Source organism: Microbacterium sp. KR10-403 (genome assembly GCF_040196215.1).
Taxonomy (GTDB): domain Bacteria; phylum Actinomycetota; class Actinomycetes; order Actinomycetales; family Microbacteriaceae; genus Microbacterium.
The window spans coordinates 300,001-318,032 of the sequence record NZ_JBEGDC010000002.1 but is presented as its reverse complement, the minus strand read 5'-3'; the positions used below and the strand labels follow the sequence as shown (position 1 = coordinate 318,032).

16 protein-coding genes are annotated in these 18,032 nt (G+C 67.4%); 9 read left to right on the top strand and 7 right to left on the bottom strand.

Features of this window, described 5'->3' with window-relative positions:
* Window positions 1-129: 129 nt before the first annotated feature.
* A complete protein-coding gene (locus ABMQ42_RS05160; RefSeq protein WP_349721784.1) occupies window positions 130-360 on the bottom strand; it encodes an acyl-CoA carboxylase subunit epsilon in 231 nt (76 codons plus the stop codon).
* The gene (locus ABMQ42_RS05155) at window positions 357-1,898 is read right to left on the bottom strand and encodes an acyl-CoA carboxylase subunit beta (RefSeq protein WP_349722083.1); all 1,542 of its coding nucleotides are present in this window, start codon (window positions 1,896-1,898) and stop codon (window positions 357-359) included. The genes ABMQ42_RS05160 and ABMQ42_RS05155 overlap by 4 nt, the downstream gene beginning before the upstream one ends.
* A 299-nt stretch (window positions 1,899-2,197) precedes the next feature.
* Between ABMQ42_RS05155 and ABMQ42_RS05150 the strand changes: the two genes are divergently transcribed.
* The 3 genes from ABMQ42_RS05150 to ABMQ42_RS05140 all read left to right on the top strand — a co-directional run bounded on the left by ABMQ42_RS05150 (window position 2,198) and on the right by ABMQ42_RS05140 (window position 5,026).
* Window positions 2,198-3,001 (top strand): biotin--[acetyl-CoA-carboxylase] ligase, encoded by an 804-nt coding sequence (locus ABMQ42_RS05150; protein ID WP_349721783.1) that lies wholly within the window; start codon window positions 2,198-2,200, stop codon window positions 2,999-3,001.
* A 304-nt stretch (window positions 3,002-3,305) separates the two neighbouring features.
* Window positions 3,306-3,842 (top strand): PH domain-containing protein, encoded by a 537-nt coding sequence (locus ABMQ42_RS05145; RefSeq protein WP_349721782.1) that lies wholly within the window; start codon window positions 3,306-3,308, stop codon window positions 3,840-3,842.
* Between the two features lie 47 nt (window positions 3,843-3,889).
* The gene (locus ABMQ42_RS05140) at window positions 3,890-5,026 is read left to right on the top strand and encodes a 5-(carboxyamino)imidazole ribonucleotide synthase (RefSeq protein WP_349721781.1); all 1,137 of its coding nucleotides are present in this window, start codon (window positions 3,890-3,892) and stop codon (window positions 5,024-5,026) included.
* Between the two features lie 6 nt (window positions 5,027-5,032).
* On the opposite strand, the gene ABMQ42_RS05135 is transcribed toward ABMQ42_RS05140, so the two are convergent.
* Complete coding sequence (locus tag ABMQ42_RS05135; RefSeq protein WP_349721780.1) at window positions 5,033-5,488, bottom strand: hypothetical protein; 456 nt, start codon at window positions 5,486-5,488, stop codon at window positions 5,033-5,035.
* Window positions 5,489-5,733: 245 nt separating this feature from the next.
* Here ABMQ42_RS05135 and purE point away from each other — a divergent pair, with 245 nt between their 5' ends.
* The 6 genes from purE to ABMQ42_RS05105 all read left to right on the top strand — a co-directional run bounded on the left by purE (window position 5,734) and on the right by ABMQ42_RS05105 (window position 12,752).
* The gene (gene purE / locus ABMQ42_RS05130; RefSeq protein ID WP_349721779.1) at window positions 5,734-6,201 is read left to right on the top strand and encodes a 5-(carboxyamino)imidazole ribonucleotide mutase; all 468 of its coding nucleotides are present in this window, start codon (window positions 5,734-5,736) and stop codon (window positions 6,199-6,201) included.
* A 71-nt stretch (window positions 6,202-6,272) separates the two neighbouring features.
* Window positions 6,273-7,652 carry an LCP family protein gene (locus ABMQ42_RS05125; protein ID WP_349722082.1) on the top strand — a complete coding sequence of 460 codons (1,380 nt, stop codon included), beginning with the start codon at window positions 6,273-6,275 and terminating at the stop codon, window positions 7,650-7,652.
* A gap of 1 nt (window position 7,653) precedes the next feature.
* Window positions 7,654-8,772, top strand: coding sequence for a glycosyltransferase (locus ABMQ42_RS05120; RefSeq protein ID WP_349721778.1), 1,119 nt, complete (start codon window positions 7,654-7,656; stop codon window positions 8,770-8,772).
* Between the two features lie 214 nt (window positions 8,773-8,986).
* Entirely contained in the window at window positions 8,987-10,981 is a 1,995-nt protein-coding gene (locus tag ABMQ42_RS05115) for an SH3 domain-containing protein (RefSeq protein WP_349721777.1), read from the top strand.
* 116 nt (window positions 10,982-11,097) lie between these two features.
* Window positions 11,098-11,973: an ABC transporter permease gene (locus ABMQ42_RS05110; protein WP_349721776.1), complete on the top strand. Its 876-nt coding sequence runs from the start codon at window positions 11,098-11,100 to the stop codon at window positions 11,971-11,973.
* Entirely contained in the window at window positions 11,973-12,752 is a 780-nt protein-coding gene (locus ABMQ42_RS05105; protein ID WP_349721775.1) for an ABC transporter ATP-binding protein, read from the top strand. The genes ABMQ42_RS05110 and ABMQ42_RS05105 overlap by 1 nt, the downstream gene beginning before the upstream one ends.
* Window positions 12,753-12,988: 236 nt before the next feature.
* Here the strand turns inward: ABMQ42_RS05105 and ABMQ42_RS05100 are convergent, their stop codons facing one another.
* From ABMQ42_RS05100 to ABMQ42_RS05085, 4 genes are all read right to left on the bottom strand, one after another.
* Window positions 12,989-14,767, bottom strand: a complete 1,779-nt coding sequence (locus tag ABMQ42_RS05100) for a subtype B tannase (protein WP_349721774.1) — start codon at window positions 14,765-14,767, stop codon at window positions 12,989-12,991.
* Window positions 14,768-14,945: 178 nt separating this feature from the next.
* Window positions 14,946-16,214 carry a sulfate adenylyltransferase subunit CysN gene (gene cysN / locus ABMQ42_RS05095; protein ID WP_349721773.1) on the bottom strand — a complete coding sequence of 423 codons (1,269 nt, stop codon included), beginning with the start codon at window positions 16,212-16,214 and terminating at the stop codon, window positions 14,946-14,948.
* Window positions 16,214-17,116, bottom strand: a complete 903-nt coding sequence (gene cysD, locus ABMQ42_RS05090) for a sulfate adenylyltransferase subunit CysD (protein ID WP_349721772.1) — start codon at window positions 17,114-17,116, stop codon at window positions 16,214-16,216. The genes cysN and cysD overlap by 1 nt, the downstream gene beginning before the upstream one ends.
* Window positions 17,113-18,009 carry a 3'(2'),5'-bisphosphate nucleotidase CysQ gene (locus ABMQ42_RS05085; protein ID WP_349721771.1) on the bottom strand — a complete coding sequence of 299 codons (897 nt, stop codon included), beginning with the start codon at window positions 18,007-18,009 and terminating at the stop codon, window positions 17,113-17,115. Before ABMQ42_RS05085 ends, cysD begins: the two co-directional genes overlap by 4 nt.
* Between the last annotated feature and the right edge of the window lie 23 nt (window positions 18,010-18,032).

Genomic DNA, 18,032 nt, shown 5'->3' with positions numbered 1-18,032 from the left:
TACCCTGGATGAGCAGGTCAGCCGAACGCAGAAGCGTTCCAGCACATCCAGTATGCGAGGGAAGCAAGGTCCCCGTCTGTAGGTATTTTGGGGGACAAGACCGCCGCATCTGCGGCGAAGTCGCGTCTCTCAGCCCGTGAAGCTGCGCCAGCCGAGCTCGCGGCGCAGCGGCTTGCGCAGGCTGCGCGACGAGATCTCCCAGGCGCTGCGCGAGCCGCACTCCGACGCGGTGGCCGATTCCTCTTCGCGTGCGTATGCCTCGCTGACCACGGCGATGAGCGCCGCGAGTTCCACGTCGGTGGGATTTCCCCGCACCACGTCGATCTGCGGCGGTGCGCTTGTGACGTCCCCCGAGGTCATAGCGGGATGTTACCGTGCTTCTTCGCGGCCGGCGTCACGCGCTTGCCCCGCAGCGCGCGGAGCGATTTGGCGATGAAGACGCGGGTCTGGGCGGGCTCGATGATGCTGTCGAGCTCGCCGCGCTCGGCGGCCAGGAACGGCGAGGTCACTGAGTAGGTGTACTCGTTGGCCAGGCGGGTGCGCACGGCTGCGACATCCTCACCCGCCTCCTCGGCGCGCTTGAGCTCGCCGCGGTAGAGGATGTTCACGGCGCCCTGCCCGCCCATGACGGCGATCTCGGCGGTCGGCCAGGCGACGTTCACGTCGGCGCCGAGCTGCTTCGAGCCCATGACGATGTACGCTCCGCCGTACGCCTTGCGCAGGATGACGGTGACCAGCGGCACGGTGGCCTCGGCGTACGCGTACAGCAGCTTCGCGCCGCGGCGGATGACGCCGGTCCACTCCTGGTCGGTGCCGGGCAGGTATCCCGGCACGTCGACGAGCGTGACGATCGGGATCGAGAACGCATCGCAGAACCGCACGAAGCGGCTCGCCTTCTCACCCGCGTCGATGTTCAGCGTGCCCGCCATCTGGTTGGGCTGGTTGGCGATGATGCCCACCGAGCGGCCCTCGACGCGGCCGAAGCCGATCGTGATGTTCGGGGCGAACAGCGGCTGCACCTCGAGGAACTCGCCGTCGTCGACGACGTGCGCGATCACCTGGTGCATGTCGTACGGCTGGTTGGGGGAGTCGGGGATGATCGTGTTGAGGAACCGGTCGGCGTCGGTGGTCTCCCACTCGAAGCCGCTCTCGTACACCGGCAGCTCGGCGAGGTTGTTGTCGGGCAGGAAGCCCAGCATCGTCCGTGCGTAGTCGATCGCGTCGTCCTCGTCATCGGCGAGGTAGTGCGCGACGCCCGAGCGGGTGTTGTGCGTGAAGGCGCCGCCGAGCTCTTCCATGCCGACGTCTTCGCCGGTGACGGTCTTGATGACGTCGGGGCCGGTCACGAACATCTGGCTGGTCTTGTCGACCATGATGACGAAGTCGGTGAGGGCGGGACCGTACACGGCACCGCCGGCGGCCGGGCCCATGATGATCGAGATCTGCGGGATGACCCCCGACGCGGCCGTGTTCAGCCGGAAGATCTCGCCATACTTGCCGAGCGCCACGACGCCCTCCTGGATGCGGGCGCCGCCCGAATCGAGGATCCCGATGATCGGGATGCCGTTGCGCAGCGCCAGCTCCATGACCTTGATGATCTTCTCGCCCGACACCTCGCCCAGTGACCCGCCGAAGGTCGAGAAGTCCTGCGCGTACACCGCGACCGTGCGGCCGTGGATCGTGCCGACGCCGGTGACGACCGAGTCGCCGTAGGGGCGCGCCTTGTCCATGCCGAACGTGTTCGTGCGGTGCCGCACGTACTCGTCGATCTCGGTGAACGAGCCGGTGTCGACCAGCATCTCGATGCGCTCACGCGCCGTGTTCTTGCCTTTGGCGTGCTGCTTGGTCTGCGCCTTCGCCTCGGCATCGGTGACCGCTTCCTGGAAGCGGGCGCGCATGTCGGCGATTTTTCCGGCGGTCGTGGTCAGGTCCGGTTCCGTCACGCATTCCACCCTAACGACGGCCGCGTCCGAACAGTGAGAGACACTGCACAACGGGTCGTGGCATCCCCTGTCGATTCGCACCAGTGCGGAGTGAGCGATGGATGCCGCGGGCCGGCGCGGCGGCGTGCTGTCGGGGCTGTGCGGGCGGCGCGCGGCGAGGATCTGTCGCTGCTGCGCACGTTTCGGCCGCGCAGTGCGCAACAGCGACAGATGTGCGCGGGCGGGAATCCCGCACGCCGTCGTAGGGTCGGAGCATGCAGACCGACGACTACCCGCGCATCGCCAGTGTGACCCCGCGGCTGCGGGTCGTGGCATCCACCGGTTCGACGAATGCGGATGCCGTGGCCGCCGCCGCGGCGGATCCGGTGGGCTGGCCGCACCTGTCGGTGCTGCTGACCGCCGATCAGCGCTCGGGGCGCGGGCGGCTCGACCGCAGCTGGTCGGCCCCCGCGGGCACGGCGCTGGCGGTGTCGGTGCTTGTGCGCGTCCCGCGCATCCCGGCCGAGCGGCGCGGGTGGGTGCCGCTCGTGGCCGGCGCCGCGATGACCCGCGCGGTGGGCGCGCAGCTGCGCGGATTCGGGCACTCCGTCGGGCTGAAGTGGCCCAATGACGTGCTCGTGGACGGCGGCAAGATCTGCGGCATCCTCGCCGAGGTGGTCGCCGGTGAGCCGGATGCCGTCGTGATCGGCTCGGGGATCAACACGCGGATGCGCGCCGAGGATCTGCCCGTGCCCACGGCGACCTCGTTCGCGGCCCTCGGGCGCGAGGTGGATGAGGACCGGCTCATCGCCGACTACCTCGTCGCGCTCGACGAGCAGCTGTCCGCGCTCGCCCGCGGCGCCGCCGGCGCCTCCGGCGTGCGCGGCGAGGTCGAGGCGCTCTGCCTCACGCTCGGGTCGGACGTGCGCGTGTCCATGCCGAGCGGCGAGGTGCTGCTCGGGCGCGCGCAACGGCTCGACGACGAGGGGCGCCTGGTCGTGGCCTCGGGCGCCGAGGAGATCGCGGTGTCGGCGGGCGACGTCGTGCACGTGCGGCCGGATGCCGCATCCCGCCCCTGACCCCCGCCCTCCGCCCGCGCGCCCTCTCGCCCGCCCGCTCCCGCCCGCCGGCCCTCTCACCGCGAGAGAACATCTGCCGACCGAGGATGCGGGTAATACCCGTTCTCTCGGCGCGCAGTTGTTCTCTCGGCGTCCGGGCGGCGCCGACCGATCGGTGAGAGTGCAGCGGGTCGCCGAGAGATAGGGAAGCAACCGCTCTCTCGTCCACCCGGTGCACTCTCACGGTCGGGCGAGGAGCGACGCGGGACGTCACGCGGCGGCGCGGATACGCGCGATGTCGGCGGTGCCCGTCACAATAGAGAGCATGACGCAGCCGACGAGCATCGGCGGCCGGCCGCTGACGCCGGCCCCGGGCACACCGACGCCCGAGCTGCGTATCGCGCGGATCCGGCCGCACGCGCACCGGTTGCTGTGGTCGGCGCTCGTGCTGATCGCCGTCGCGGGTGCGACCGGCTACTTCTATGACAATCTGCCGGCGCCGTTCGAGAACTGGATGCTCCTCGCGGCGGCTGCCGTCGTCGTCCTCCTGCTGGTCGTGCTGCCGTTCGCGGTGTGGCGCAGCCACGTCTACCTGCTGACCACCGAGCGGCTCATCGAACGCCGCGGCGTGATCGTCACCCATCGCCGCGAGCTTGCGCATGCCCGTGGGTACACGATCACCCTGCGCCGCGGCATCCTGCAGCGTCTGTGGGGGACGGGCACGCTCATCCTCTCCAACGGCGTCGAGGCGCCGCTGCTGCTGCGCAACATCCCGCGGTCGCGCCTGGTGCACGAGGTGCTCGTCGATCAGGTCGAGGTGAGCCAGATCCTCGCGCACCGCGACGGCCAGCTGCCCGGCTGACCCGCACCGCCGTGTGCGGCAGAATGGTGCACGACGGAAGGACGCGGATGACCCTGCGAGTCGGAGTGGTGGGCGGCGGCCAGCTGGCCCGGATGATGATCGCCCCGGCGGTCGAGATCGGCATCGAGCTGAGCGTGCTCGCCGAGCAGGAGGGCATGGCTGCGAAGCTCGCCGCGACCGCCGTCGGCGACTACCACGACGCGCAGACCGTGCTCGACTTCGCGCGCGGCGTCGACGTGCTCACATTCGACCACGAGCACGTGCCGCAGCCCGTGCTGCGGGCGCTCGTCGACGCGGGCGTCGCGGTGCACCCGGGTCCTGACGCGCTGCAGTACGCGCAGGACAAACTCGCCATGCGCGCTCGGCTCGACGAGCTCGGGATGCCGCAGCCCGACTGGGCGGCCGTGTCCGACGTCGCGCAGCTGCAGGCGTTCCTCGACGACCACGGAGGCCGCGCGGTCGTGAAGACCCCGCGCGGCGGGTATGACGGCAAGGGCGTACGCGTCGTGTCGGCCGCGACCGAGGCCGAGAACTGGTTCGCCGCCCTCGCCGAAGACGCGCACGGCGGGGCACTGCTCGCCGAAGAGCTCGTCGACTTCCGCCGCGAGCTGTCGCAGCAGGTCGCCCGCCGTCCGTCCGGGCAGGTCATGGCCTACCCCGTGGTCGAGACCGTGCAGCGCGACGGCGTGTGCGCCGAGGTCATCGCTCCGGCGCCGCACATCAGCGCGCGGCTGGCCGAAGTGGCCGGCCAGGTCGGCGTCGGCATCGCCGAGGGCCTGGAGGTGACCGGGATGCTGGCGGTCGAGATGTTCGAGACGACCGATGACCGTGTGCTGGTCAACGAGCTCGCGATGCGCCCGCACAATTCCGGGCACTGGTCGCAGGACGGCGCCGTGACCGGCCAGTTCGAGCAGCACCTGCGCGCGGTGCTCGACCTGCCGCTGGGCGACCCGTCGCCGCGCCAGGCGTGGGCGGTCATGGTGAACATCCTGGGCGGCCCGGCCGAGGGCACCATCGACGCGCGGTTCGCCGAGGTCATGGCAGAGCACCCCGACATCAAGATCCACACCTACGGCAAAGACCCGCGTCCCGGCCGCAAGGTCGGGCACGTGAACGCCGTGGGCGACGACCTCGACGACGTCGCGTACGACGCCCGCGCCGCGGCGGCGTTCTTCGCCGACTGACGGCGGCTACTCGGGCGGCGTCGACGGTGTCAGTCTCGGCCGCAGACCCGTGGCCAGGAGGAAGGTCCGTTCTTCGAGCCGGCCGATGTCGGTCTTGAGGTCTGCGCGCGTCTCGGCGATGTCGGTCTTGAGTTCGGTGCGCAGAGCGTCGATGCGGCTTGTGAGTCCGTCGACGCGGGATGTGAGCCCGTCGATGCGCGTGTTCGTCTCGTCTACCCGCGCAGCCAGCCCGTCGATGCGCGCGTTGGTCCGTGCCATGCCGGTGCGGAGTTCGCCGACCTCGGTGCGGAGCTCGCCGACCTCGGTGCGGAGTTCGCCGACCTCCGTGCGCACTGCGCCGACCTCCGCGCGCAACTCCGTGCGGAATTCGGTGCGAAACCCGCGCAGCGCGGCATAGAGGGCCAGCCCGACGGCCACGAGGCTGCCGAGCGACACCAGCGTGTCGAGCGACAATGTGATCACCCTTCCAGTGTGCGACGAAATCGGTCTCTCCGCTATCGACGCTACGGGGTGCGCGTCAACAGGCATCGACATTTCTCCGATTCTGTGGACAGATTCCGCAAACCGCACGAAATCGGCCCCTGGGGAGGAACCCCCAAAGCGCGGTTGATCCCGTGCCGTTGCGGGGATCTTCCAGCCACTCGCCCTAGCCTTGACGGGTGACTCAGCCGCTGCACTCGTCCTCATCGCCCCTGGTTGGAGTCGTCATGGGCTCCGACTCGGACTGGCGCGTGATGAGCGACGCCTCCCAGGCCCTCACCGACTTCGGCATCGCGCATGAAGTCGAGGTCGTCTCCGCGCACCGCACGCCCGACAAGCTCTTGACCTACGGGCGCGAGGCGCGGGCGAGGGGCCTGAAGGTCATCATCGCGGGCGCGGGCGGCGCGGCACACCTGCCCGGCATGCTCGCGTCGGTCACGGCGCTTCCGGTCATCGGGGTCCCGGTACCGCTGGCAACGCTCGACGGACTCGACTCGTTGCTGAGCATCGTGCAGATGCCCGCCGGCATCCCCGTCGCGACGGTGTCGATCGGCGGCGCGAAGAACGCGGGTCTGCTCGCGGCACGGATCCTCGGGGCGTCCGACCCCGCGGTCGCCGACCGCGTCGAGGCGTACGCCCGTGACCTGGAAGGCCAGGTCGAGCAGAAGAACCGGCGGTTGAAGGAGTCGTTGTGACGGCGATCGCGCAGGGTTCACACCTCGTCGAGGAGCGGCCGCTGCGGCATCCCGACACCCGATCCGAGGCGATGATGACGCGCCGCGGATGGTGGCTCGTCGTGCTGAACTTCCTCATCCCCGGCTCTGCGCAGGCGCTGGCCGGTAACCGGCGGCTGGGCAAGATCGGCCTGGGCGCGACGATCACGATGTGGGCCTTCGTCATCGTCATGATCGTCAGCGCGCTGTTGTGGCGCACGGCGCTGCTCACCGTGCTGCTCGGCGACGTGTCGTTCTTCGGCCTGTTCACGATCAAGGCGCCGGCCCTGCTGCTGATCGAGGTGCTGCTGATCGCGTACCTCGTGCTGTGGATCATCCTCACCATCGACACCCTGCGCCTCGTGCGCCTGGTCAAGACCGGGCCGAAGGCGCGGTTCGGCATCGCGCTGTTGTCGGTCGCGCTGCTGGTGGTCTCGGGCTTCACCACGGCCGCCGGCGCGAGCAAGGTCGGCAGTCTGCACGGGGGACTGGCCAGCATCTTCGAGGCGTCCGCGCCGATGGCGCAGCCCTCCGACGGCTACTACAACATCCTGCTGCTGGGCGCCGACAGCTCGGCGCACCGCGACTCCATGCGGTTCGACTCGATCTCGGTGGTGTCGGTGAACGCCGAGACCGGCCGGGTCATCATCACCGGCATCCCTCGCGACCTCGAGGGCTTCCCGTTCTCTGAAGACAGCCCGATGCGCAAGTTCTATCCCGACCTGCACGAGGGACATGCCGACCCGACGTGCGGCTGGACCGGCGCGATCAACCAGCTCAACACCGAGCTCGAGGTCTGCCGTGACGGCAGCGCCATCTACCCCGACGCGGAGAAGAACGGGTCGACTCCCGGTGTGGAGGCGACGAAGGATGCTGCGGAGGGCCTGCTGGGCATCGAGATCCCGTATTACGCGTTCATCGACATGAACGGCTTCGCGGCCCTCGTCGACGCGCTCGGCGGCGTCAAGATCACCGTGACCGAGCGGCTGCCCAAGGGCGGGGGCCCGAAGTACGAGGGGCAGTCGGTCAATGAGTGGGCCACCGGCTGGATCGAGAAGGGCACCCAGGTCATGGACGGCAAGACCGCCGAGTGGTACGCGCGGTCCCGCAAGACCACGAGCGACTGGGACCGCATGAAGCGCCAGCGGCAGCTGCAGGAGGCGATCCTCAAGCAGTTCACCCCGGCGACCGTGCTCAGCCGTTTCGAGGAGATCATGAAGGCCGGCGAGCACCTGGTCAAGACAGACATCCCGTCCGGGATGCTGCCGGGGTTCGCCGATCTCGCGGTCAAGGCGAAGGAGCACAAGGTCACGACGCTCGAGCTCACGCCCGCGAACGACGTCAACCAATACACGCCCGACATCGCCGCCGTGCATCAGATGGTGCAGGACGCGCTGCACCCGGCATCCCCGAGTCCGTCTCCGAAAGGGTGAGATGAGCGTCCTGCTGCGGGTTGTGCTCGACCAGCTGATCACCGCGACCGATCCCGATCTCGCGATGGCGTCGGGTGAGCTCACCCGCGCGCTGGTGCAGACGGCGCCGTCGGGCTGCGCGGTCGGGGCGATCGTGCCCACGGGCCGCGAGCTCGAGCTCGACGGCCTCGCCGAGGTGCGTCGGCTGGGCATGGGACGCCGCGAGCTCGCAGCGGCATGGCAGCTCGGCGTCACCGCCGGTGTGGGCGGGGGGCTCATCCACTCGCCGACCCTGCTCGCGCCGCTCGCGCGTCACGACCGGGTCAACGACCACGACCAGACGGTGGTCACGCTGTGGGACCTGCTGCCGTGGGAAGCGCCCGACGAGCTGTCGCGCACCACGGTCGCCTGGCACAAGGGCATGCTCAAGCGTGCGCGCAAGCACGCGGATGCGATCGTCGTGCCCACGCACGCGATGGCGCAGCGTCTCGAGCAGGTGACGGGGTTCTCGGGCCGCACCCGTGTGATCGCGGGGGCCGCGGCCTCCGACTTCAACGTGCCGGTCGATGCGATCGGGCGGCGGCGCACCCTCGGCATCCCCGAGACGGTGGTGGCCCTCGTCGGTGACACCCGGCCCTCCTCGGCGCTGTCGGTCGCGTTCGCGGCGGTCGCGGCATCCGGCATCGATCTTCCCCTTGTCGTGCTCGAGGCGGGGGACGGGCAGGAGCCCGCGATCGTCGACATGGCCGAGGCTGCGGGCATCTCGGGCACGCGGGTGCACGTGCGCGCCGACATCGACGCGGCCGATCGTGCCGCGATCCTCGATGCGAGCCTGCTGCTGGTCGCGCCCAGCAGGCGCGCGGCCTTCCCATGGCGCGTCGTCGAGGCGCTCACGCTCAGCGTGCCGGTGGTCGCCGTCGCTTCGCCCGACCACCGCGAGGTCATCGTCGACGGGGGAGCCGTTGTCGGCGACCCGGAGGACGCGGAATCGGATGCCGCGGCCCTCGGCGACGCCATCGCGCAGGCGCTTGCCACCGGTCGGGATCTGGATCGCCTGGGCGTGCTCTCCGGCGACCGCGGACGCGCGTTCTCATGGCAGGTCTCGGCCGACCGCGTCTGGCAGCTGCACGCCGACCTCTGACGCCTCGGGCGCGTTTCGACTCGGGCGTCCTCGCTCGATGGTCAATCATCGTGCGTCTCGGTCGTTGAGCGAGTCGAGACCTTGCCTGCTCAACGCGCGCTGGGTACCACTTGGGAGGTTGCTCCGATCGGCGTGTCGTGCAACCTGTTTTCAGTTCGGGGTGGTAATCACCCGTCACATCCGCCACAATGTTCACATGTTTGCACGGCGAGGAATGTCTCTGTCCGCGCGTACCCGGGGGTTCGCATTGGTACTGTCGGCCGTTGTGGCGGCGGCGTTACTATCGGTGACCGGGCCGGCGCTGAAAGCCGAGGCGGCAGCCTTGCCGGGCTCGATCATCGACGGCGGGTACATCATCTCCGACGCCGAGTTCTACAACGAGGGCTCGATGTCGCAGGCGCAGATCCAGAAGTTCCTCGACGGCAAGGTGTCCAGCTGCACCAAGGGCTACACCTGCCTGAAGGACTATGAGGGCGACATCACGAAGCGCGCCAAAGACGACTACTGCGCCGCCGTCAAGGCCGAGAAGTCGGTGCCCGCCGCCCGCATCATCTACGTCGCCGCCAAGGCCTGCGGCATCAATCCGAAGGTGCTGATCGTGATGCTCCAGAAGGAGCAGGGGCTGGTGACGATGAACAACCCCGGGTCCACGCGGTACGCGCGGGCATTGGGGTTCGACTGCCCCGACACGCCGCAGGGCTGCGACCCGAAGTACGCCGGGTTCTCGACGCAGGTGTACCTGGGCGCGCGGCAGATGCAGATCTACACGAAGTGGCCGAGCTCGTTCTCGTATCGCTCCGGGCAGTACAACACGATCAAGTGGGCGCCCTCGTCGTCGTGCGGCACCTCGAAGGTCTACATCAAGAACCAGGCCACCGCGAACCTCTACAACTACACGCCGTACCGCCCGAACGTCGCGGCGCTCGCCGCCGGCTGGGGCACGGGCGACAGCTGCTCGACGTACGGCAACCGCAACTTCTACAACTATTACGTCGCCTGGTTCAACCCGAGCGCATCGAAGTCGTCCGGTGCGCCCGCCCAGGTGGCCGCATGCACCAACCCCGCGACCGCCGACGTGTCGACCCGCACCGGCACCGCGACCGTGAACGTCAGTGAGCTGAACGCGCGCACGGCGCCCACGACGCTGTGCGGCAGCGGCCTGAAGACCCTGACGAAGGGCACGAAGGTCACCATCACCGGGCAGTACGGCGCCTGGGATCACATCACCGTCGGCGGCAAGAAGCTGTGGGTCGTCAGCGCCTACCTGAAGGCCACGTCGTCGTCCTCGTCGAGCGGCGGAGCCGCGGCATCCACCGGCTGCGCCACACCGGCGAAGGTGACGGCGGCATCCGGCACGGCGGTGGTGACGGTGAGCAAGCTCAACGCACGGAAGGCGCCGTCGACCGACTGCAGCACCGGCACGAAGACGCTCACGCAGGGGCAGAAGTACACGCGCACCGGCACCTACGGTGCCTGGTGGCGGCTGAAGGTCGGCAGCACCACGATGTGGGCGCACAGCGACTATCTGGCACTCGAGAAGTCGAGTTCGTCCGGCTCATCCAGTTCATCGGGCTCGTCCGGCGAGAGCACGCATACTCAGACCGCAAAGACGACTGCGGCACTGAACCTGCGCTCGAGCGCCAGCCTGTCGGCGAAGGTCGTCACCGTGATCCCCAATGGCAAGGAGGTCACCGTCACGAAGACCAGCGGCCAGTGGAGCAACGTCACCTACGGCTCGAAGACGGGTTGGGTTGCCAACGCCTACCTGACGGGATTCAAGACGTCGGTGCCGACGAGTTCGAGTTCGGGCAAGACGTCGACCACCAAGACCACAAAAGCGACGGTGAAGACGCCGCTGAACCTGCGGGCGAGCGGCAGCCTCAAGGCGAAGATCCTCACCGTGCTGCCGCGTGGTGCCACGGTGACGGTGACCCAGACGACGGGGGACTGGAGCAAGGTCACCTACGGCTCACGCACCGGCTGGGTCGACAACGACTACCTGTCGACGGCGAAGGCATCGTCATCCACTACGGTCACGAAGAAGACCACGGCGGCGCTGAACCTGCGCGCAAGCGGCAGCCTGAGCGCGAAGGTGCTCACGGTCATTCCCAAGGGCAAGACCGTGACGGTGACGAAGACCAGCGGCTCGTGGAGCCAGGTGACCTACGGTTCGCGCACAGGCTGGGCGGCAAACACCTATTTGCGCTGACCCCAGCGGGCAGGAACGCCGCCGCACCCCTACCGTTGCAGACGGTTCCCAGCCGCCGTTCCACTAGGATTACGGGTGGCCCGAAATCGGACGAACGCGGGCACGAGGACTTATCCGTGACACTCACGATCGACAAGAGCGCCTACACCACGCCTGGCACCAGTCGGGGTCTGCTCGACGTCTTCAAGTATCGATATCTGCTTCGGCTTTTGATCGGGAAGACGTCGTCGCTGCGCTACAAGAACTCCGTCCTGGGATGGCTGTGGTCGTATGTGCGACCCACAGTCCAGTTCCTGGTGTACTTCCTGGTCGTCGGTGGCATCTTGGGCGTGAGTCGCAAGGTGGAGATGTTCCCCATCTACATGTTCTCTGGTCTGTGCATCGTGAACCTGTTCAACGAGACGATGACCGCGACGACCCGCTCGATCGTCGAGAACAAGGCGCTCGTGCGTAAGATCTACCTGCCGCGCGAATTGTTTCCGCTCTCAGCAGCGGTGGGCGCTTTCATCCACTTCCTCCCACAGTATGTGGTGCTCCTGATCGTCTCGATCCTGTTCGGGTGGTTCCCGACGCTCGAGTCGATCGGGCTGACCCTCGCGGGCGTGCTCATCGTGCTGCTGTTCGTCTTCGGTGTCGGCTTGGCCCTGTCGGCAATCAACGTCCGCTTCCGCGACGCGCAGAACTTCCTTGAGGTGATTCGCACGATCACCACCTGGGCATCACCCATTCTGTACACGTGGCCGATGATCCACGACAAGCTGAGCAATCACGAGTGGATCTTCCACATCTACATGACCAACCCTGTGACTATCGCGGTGCAGATGTTCCACGAAGCGTATTGGGGGCGAGTCGTGGGAGAGCACGACACACTGGGCTGGCCTCCCGCGTTCGGTTACTACGTGTTGGCGGCGGTCGGAATCATCATTGTGATGCTGGTCGTCGGCCAGCTCATCTTCCGTCGCCTTGAACGAAACTTCGCCCAGGATCTCTGATGACTGACTCCTTCCACAGCGCGACCGTGGCGGCCGCGAGTTCGCACACACCCGGCCCGGCCATCATCGTTGACCACGTGTCGAAGTGGTTCAACAAGCGGTCGACGCAGTCACTTCGGATTGCCTTCATCGACATGCTCAAGCGCAAGAAAGACCGCGGCGGGCAGTTCCAAGCGCTCAACGACATCTCGTTCACGATCGGGGAGGGTGAATGCGTTGCGGTGATGGGATTGAACGGCTCCGGCAAGTCCACAACGCTCAAGCTCGTCTCGGGCGTGCTGCGCCCGGATGAGGGGCAGGTACTCACTCGCGGCCGGGTGGCAGGGCTCATTGAAGTCGGGGCCGGGTTCAATCCCGAGTTGACCGGGCGTGAGAACGTGTTCCTGAACGCGGCGATCCTTGGCATGAGCGAGAAGGAGACCAAGGAGCGGTTCGACGAGATCGTCGAGTTCAGCGGGATCGGCGACTTCATCGAGCAGGAAGTCAAGCACTACTCATCGGGCATGTTCATGCGCCTTGCGTTCAGCGTCGCGATCCATGTGAATCTCGATGTACTGCTTGTCGACGAAGTGCTCTCCGTCGGTGATGCGCCCTTCCGAGCCAAATGCAACGCCAAACTCAAGGAGTTGGCGGGCTCCGGTATCACGATGATGATCGTCAGCCACAGTGCGGGCCAGGTCAAGGAGTTGTGCTCGCGCGGCATCGTCATCCGCAAGGGGTCGGTGATTTTCGACGGGCCCATTGACGAAGCGCTCGCCCGCCTTGAGGGGCGGGGCTGATCCGAACGGCAGCGGGCGCGGATCAGCAGTCGGGTTCGAGGTCATTCGCCCCGTGACCACGCGGAAGATCTGAGGCGCGGGTTGTTTGGCGAAGGGTGATGGAGACCGCCCCGCGGCAAAGCTGGCGAGGCTATTTCCCGCCTGGCGAGGAAGGCGCGCGCTGCGCGACATGGCGCGGAGAACGCGACCGCGGGCCCCGACGGTCGAACCGGAGAGGCCCGCGGTCGCGTGAAGGATCAGTGGCGGTGGCCGGAGGGCCTGTCTGCCTCCTTCAGCACCTTCGCGATCCAGGCCATCGCCTCGGGCACGTCGTAGTTGCCCGCGTGCGGCTGGTTCCAGGCCAGCTGGTAGTTCAGGTCGTCGACGCTGCGATCGGCCGCCAGTGCGCGGTCGAGGTTCAGCCCGACCGTGAACGCGGTGTCGCGGTCGCGGGTGCCGACCCGGATGTACCAGTTCGCGCTCGTCGTGGCCTTCGTGCCGATGTAGTTCATCGGGTCGAGCAGACTCACCTGCTCGGCGGCCAGGCCGTCGCGCTTCGCATACTGCGACCAGGTCAGGCCCGTGTCATCCAACCCGCTGCCGTCGCCGGCGACGGAGTTGTTGTCCCAGCTGTACGCGGTGTAGTTCGAGTACTCCTGGGCTGACGTGCCGAACAGCGTGGACTCGGTGCGGCCGGCGTCCACACCGGTGAGTCCCCATGCATCGAAGGCGGGTACCGTCTTCAGCGTCGCCTGCGTGACCACGAACTGGAGGTACTTCGCCATGTCGAGCGAGACCACGCGGTTGCGGGCGTTGTCGACGTCGATCCAGTCGTTCGTGTACGTGTGCTCCGTCGGCGCCTGACCGAAGCCTCCGGTCGTGTACGTGATCTGCTCGCCGAGGTCGGGGATCGTGTTGGCGGCATCGGCCTTCATATAGGTCTCGGCCGAACGGATGACCTCCTTCTTGATCGCGGCGATCATCGTGTCGGCCGTGAGGTTGCGGCCATCAGCGGTCTTCAGACGCAGGCTTTTCAGATAGCTCGCGTAACGCGACGCCAGCTCGGCCGACACGGCCGGTGCCGGGTCGTTGCCGAGGTCGGCGGTTGCTGCGCGTGTGCCGAGGGTCGTGAACAGCCATTCGTACGCGATGTCGGCATTGCCGAGATCGGTGATCGGGCAGTAGATGTTCACCGCGAACACATCGTCGCGCAGCGTGGACTTTCCGGCCTTCGTGACGCCGGCAGCTCCCACCGCCTTCAGGTAGGGCAGGTAGTCGGTGCTGTTGCCCGACGCGCCGACGATCGCGCCGAGCCCGCCGCCTCCGCTGGTGCCGTTGAGCACGATGCGCTCCGCGCTGCCCGGCATGCGGGCATCGTTCAGCCGCAGGTATCGGATGGCGGCCTTGGCGTCCACGACGACATCGGGCGCCTTACCCGCGTAGCTGCCGTCTGCGGCGACGAGACCGCGGCTGCGGGTTCCCACGTCGACATAGACATATCCGGCCTTCAGAGCGGCGCCGACGTTGCTTGTGGTGCTGTCGAAGTCCGCGCCATCGGTGACCGACGCCCCGACGTAGCTGCTCATCCAGCCCGCGTTGTTCACGCCGAAGTAGATCGCGGTCGACTGATCGCGGAAGGCGCTCTCAGGCACGAAGATGTTCATGCTCTGGTAACCGCAGTCGGGGTTCGCGATCGTGCTGGTGCCGAAGATGCTCGACTGGGTGTCGGCCATCTTCTGCGGGTTCGCGACGTAGCAGACCTCCTTGTACCACCGCACCTTGGTGGGCGACCCGTCGATGGTCACCGTCAGGGTCGTGTACGTGCTGTTGTCGAAGCGCAGGTGCGAGTCGAACGCGCCCCCTGTGCTGCGGGCATGCTGATCGGGCGAGGCGTGGCCGCCGGTCGACGCCATGGCGGGGACGGCGCTCAGGCTGAGCAGCGCGGCGGTGCCGAGGGCGACGGCGACGCGTGCTCCGCGTCGGTGGGGTGAAGGAACGATGCGCGAGGCCTTCCGCGCGACATTGCGTGATGACATCGATGTCCTCTCCATCGGGAAGCGCGGCGGAGGGCCGCGACGTGCCCACGGTAGACCCGTTGGAGCCAGGATCGCAATCAAAATTGTTGACAAAATAATGATGAGAATTGTCACATATGACGTCGGCGTGAAACGACGATGCCCCAGCCCTGTTGGCTGGGGCATCGTCTGCATGGGTTCAGGCGGTGTGAGGGAGACTCCCGATCATGCCCGCGGCAACGGTCTTGTTCGTGCTCTCATCCACGAGGATGAAGGAACCGGTGTCACGGTTCTGCTGGTACGGGTCGACGAACAGCGGCTGCGTCACGCGCAACCGCACGCGTCCGATCTCGTTGAGACCGAGCTCTGTGGCGGCCTCGTCGCGATGCAGCGTGTTCACGTCGATGCGGTAGTTGAGGTCCTTGACCATGGCACGCGCCCAGCGGGTCGTGTGCTTGATCGCGTACTTCTTACCCGGCATCAGAGTGGCGGACTCGTCCATCCAGCACAGTTGCGCGTCGATGTCCTGAAGCGCTGCGGGCGTGTTGTTCGGACGCGCCAGCATGTCGCCCCGCGAGATGTCGATGTCATCGGTGAGGCGCACCGTGACCGACATCGGCGGAAACGCCTCATCAACAGGACCGTCGGCGGTGTCGATGCCGGCAATCGTCGTCTCCAGCCCCGAGGGCAACGCAACGATCGGGTCTCCCGGCCGCATGACGCCGCTGGCAACGGTCCCGGCATAGCCGCGGTAGTCGCGGTGCTCATGCTGGTGGGGGCGGATGACGTATTGCACCGGAAAGCGCACGTCGGTCAGGTTGCGGTCGCTGGCCACGTGCAGTCGCTCGAGGTGGCTGAGCAGCGGCGAGCCGTCGAACCAGGGCATGTTCTCGCTGCGATCCACCACGTTGTCACCGTTCAGCGCCGAGATCGGGATGAACGACAGATCGCGTACTCGCAGTCGCGAGGCGAAGTCGGTGAACTCGGTGCGGATCCGCTCGAAGACGTCCTCGCGGTACTCGACGAGATCCATCTTGTTCACGCAGACGACGATGTGCGGCACGCCCAGGAGCGTCGCCAGGAACATGTGGCGGCGGCTCTGCTCGACGACACCCTTGCGCGCATCGACGAGGATGAGTGCGACATCGGCGGTCGAGGCGCCCGTGACCATGTTCCGGGTGTATTGGATGTGTCCGGGGGTGTCGGCGATGATGAACTTGCGCCGCGGGGTGGCGAAGTACCGGTAGGCGACGTCGATCGTGATGCCCTGCTCGCGCTCGGCACGCAGGCCGTCGGTGAGCAGCGCGAGATCGGTGTAGTCGCTACCCCGGCTCTGTGACACCCGCTCGACCGACTCCAGCTGGTCGCTGAAGATCGTCTTCGAGTCGAACAACAAGCGCCCGATGAGCGTGCTCTTGCCGTCGTCGACGGAACCTGCGGTCGCAAACCGCAACAGGTCGGTTTCCATCAAAAGTAGCCCTCTCGCTTGCGGTCTTCCATTGCGGCCTCGCTGACCTTGTCGTCACCGCGGGTGGCACCGCGCTCGGTGATGCGCACGGAGGCGGTCTCTTCGACGATGGCAGGGAACGTGGATGCCGTCGACTCGACAGCGGCGGTCAGATTGGCGTCTCCGAGGGTCCGGTAGCGCACCGACCGACGCTGCAATTGCTCGCCGTCCTTGAGCGTGATGAAGTCGTTCACCGCGAACAGCATGCCGTCGCGCTCGACGACGTCGCGCTCGGCGGCGAGGTACAGCTCGGGGATGTCGATGTCTTCCTCGGCGATGTACGACCAGATGTCGAGCTCGGTCCAGTTCGAGAGGGGGAAGACCCGGATGCTCTCGCCTGGGTGCACGCGCCCGTTGTACAGGCTCCAGATCTCGGGACGCTGGTTCTTCGGATCCCACTGGCCGAAATCGTCACGGAACGAGAAGACCCGCTCTTTCGCGCGCGCCTTCTCCTCGTCACGACGTCCACCGCCGAAGAGGGCGTCGAAGCCGTTCTTCTCCGCGGCCTCGAGCAGCACCGGAGTCTGGATGCGGTTGCGCGAGCCGTTCGGCGGCTCGGTGACCAGACCCCGATCGATCGCGTCCTGCACCGAGGCGACGACGAGCTGAACGCCCGTGCGCTCGACCCAGCGGTCACGGCAGGCGATCACTTCGGGGAAGTTCAGCCCCGTGTCGACGTGCATGATCGGGAACGGGATGCGCGCCGGTGCGAAGGCCTTCTCGGCCAGATGCAGCATGGTGATCGAGTCCTTGCCGCCCGAGAACAGCAGGCAGGGATGCTGCATCTCCGCGACGACTTCGCGGAAGATGTGGATGCTCTCTGCCTCCAGACTGCGGAGCTGACTCAAGACGTGGGTGTTCACGACTGGGTACCTTCCTTATCAGGAGTGACGACGGTGGTGAGTAGGCCGTGCACATGTGCCTGCAGTGCGGGGTGGCTGACGAACAGGTCGGGCAGCCACGGGTTCGCGCGGTTATAGACGAGGGGCGAGCCGTCGAGGCGCGTGCAGACGAGGCCGGCAGCGGTGGCGACGGCCACGGGAGCTGCGGAATCCCACTCATACTGTCCGCCGGCGTGCAGATAGGCGTCGACGGTGCCATCGACGACAGAAACGACCTTGACACCGGCCGAACCCATAGGAACGAGCTCGATGTCGTCGCGCTCGGCGAGTGCAGCGACGAAGGCGGGCGGCCGGCTGCGACTCGCCGCGATGCGCAGCGGACGGTCGCCCGCGAGCACGGCGGCGGCCGCGGACGCCGCGGACGATTCGGGAGTGGAATCGGTGGCATACACGCGATCGCGTGCGGGCAACGCCACGGCCCCGGCAGTCAGCCCCGGCCCACGTTGCCAGAGCGCGACATGCACGGCGAAATCGGTGCGCCACCTGCCGTCTGTCTTCTCAGCGAACTCGCGCGTGCCGTCGAGGGGATCGATGATCCAGACCCGATCGGCATCGAGACGCGCGGGATCGTCGGCCGCTTCTTCGGACAGCACGGAGTCGTCAGGGCGTCCGGCCGCCAGCGCGTCGGCGAGCCAGGCTTGAGCTCGTGCATCGCCGAGGTCCTTGAATGCCGCTGTGTCGACGAGATCCCCCGCCGCATCGACCTCGGCGCGCAGGCCGAGCAGTATGGCTCCGGCACCGCGCGCGAGCTCAGCCGCGAACGCGTGATCGTCCGCCGCGGACGCAGAGTTCGTCAATGTATTCCTATCGACTTGCTGGGATTTATTTCGCACAGATGACGGGCGACCCGTCAACGAAGTCAGCTCGAGGCTACCAT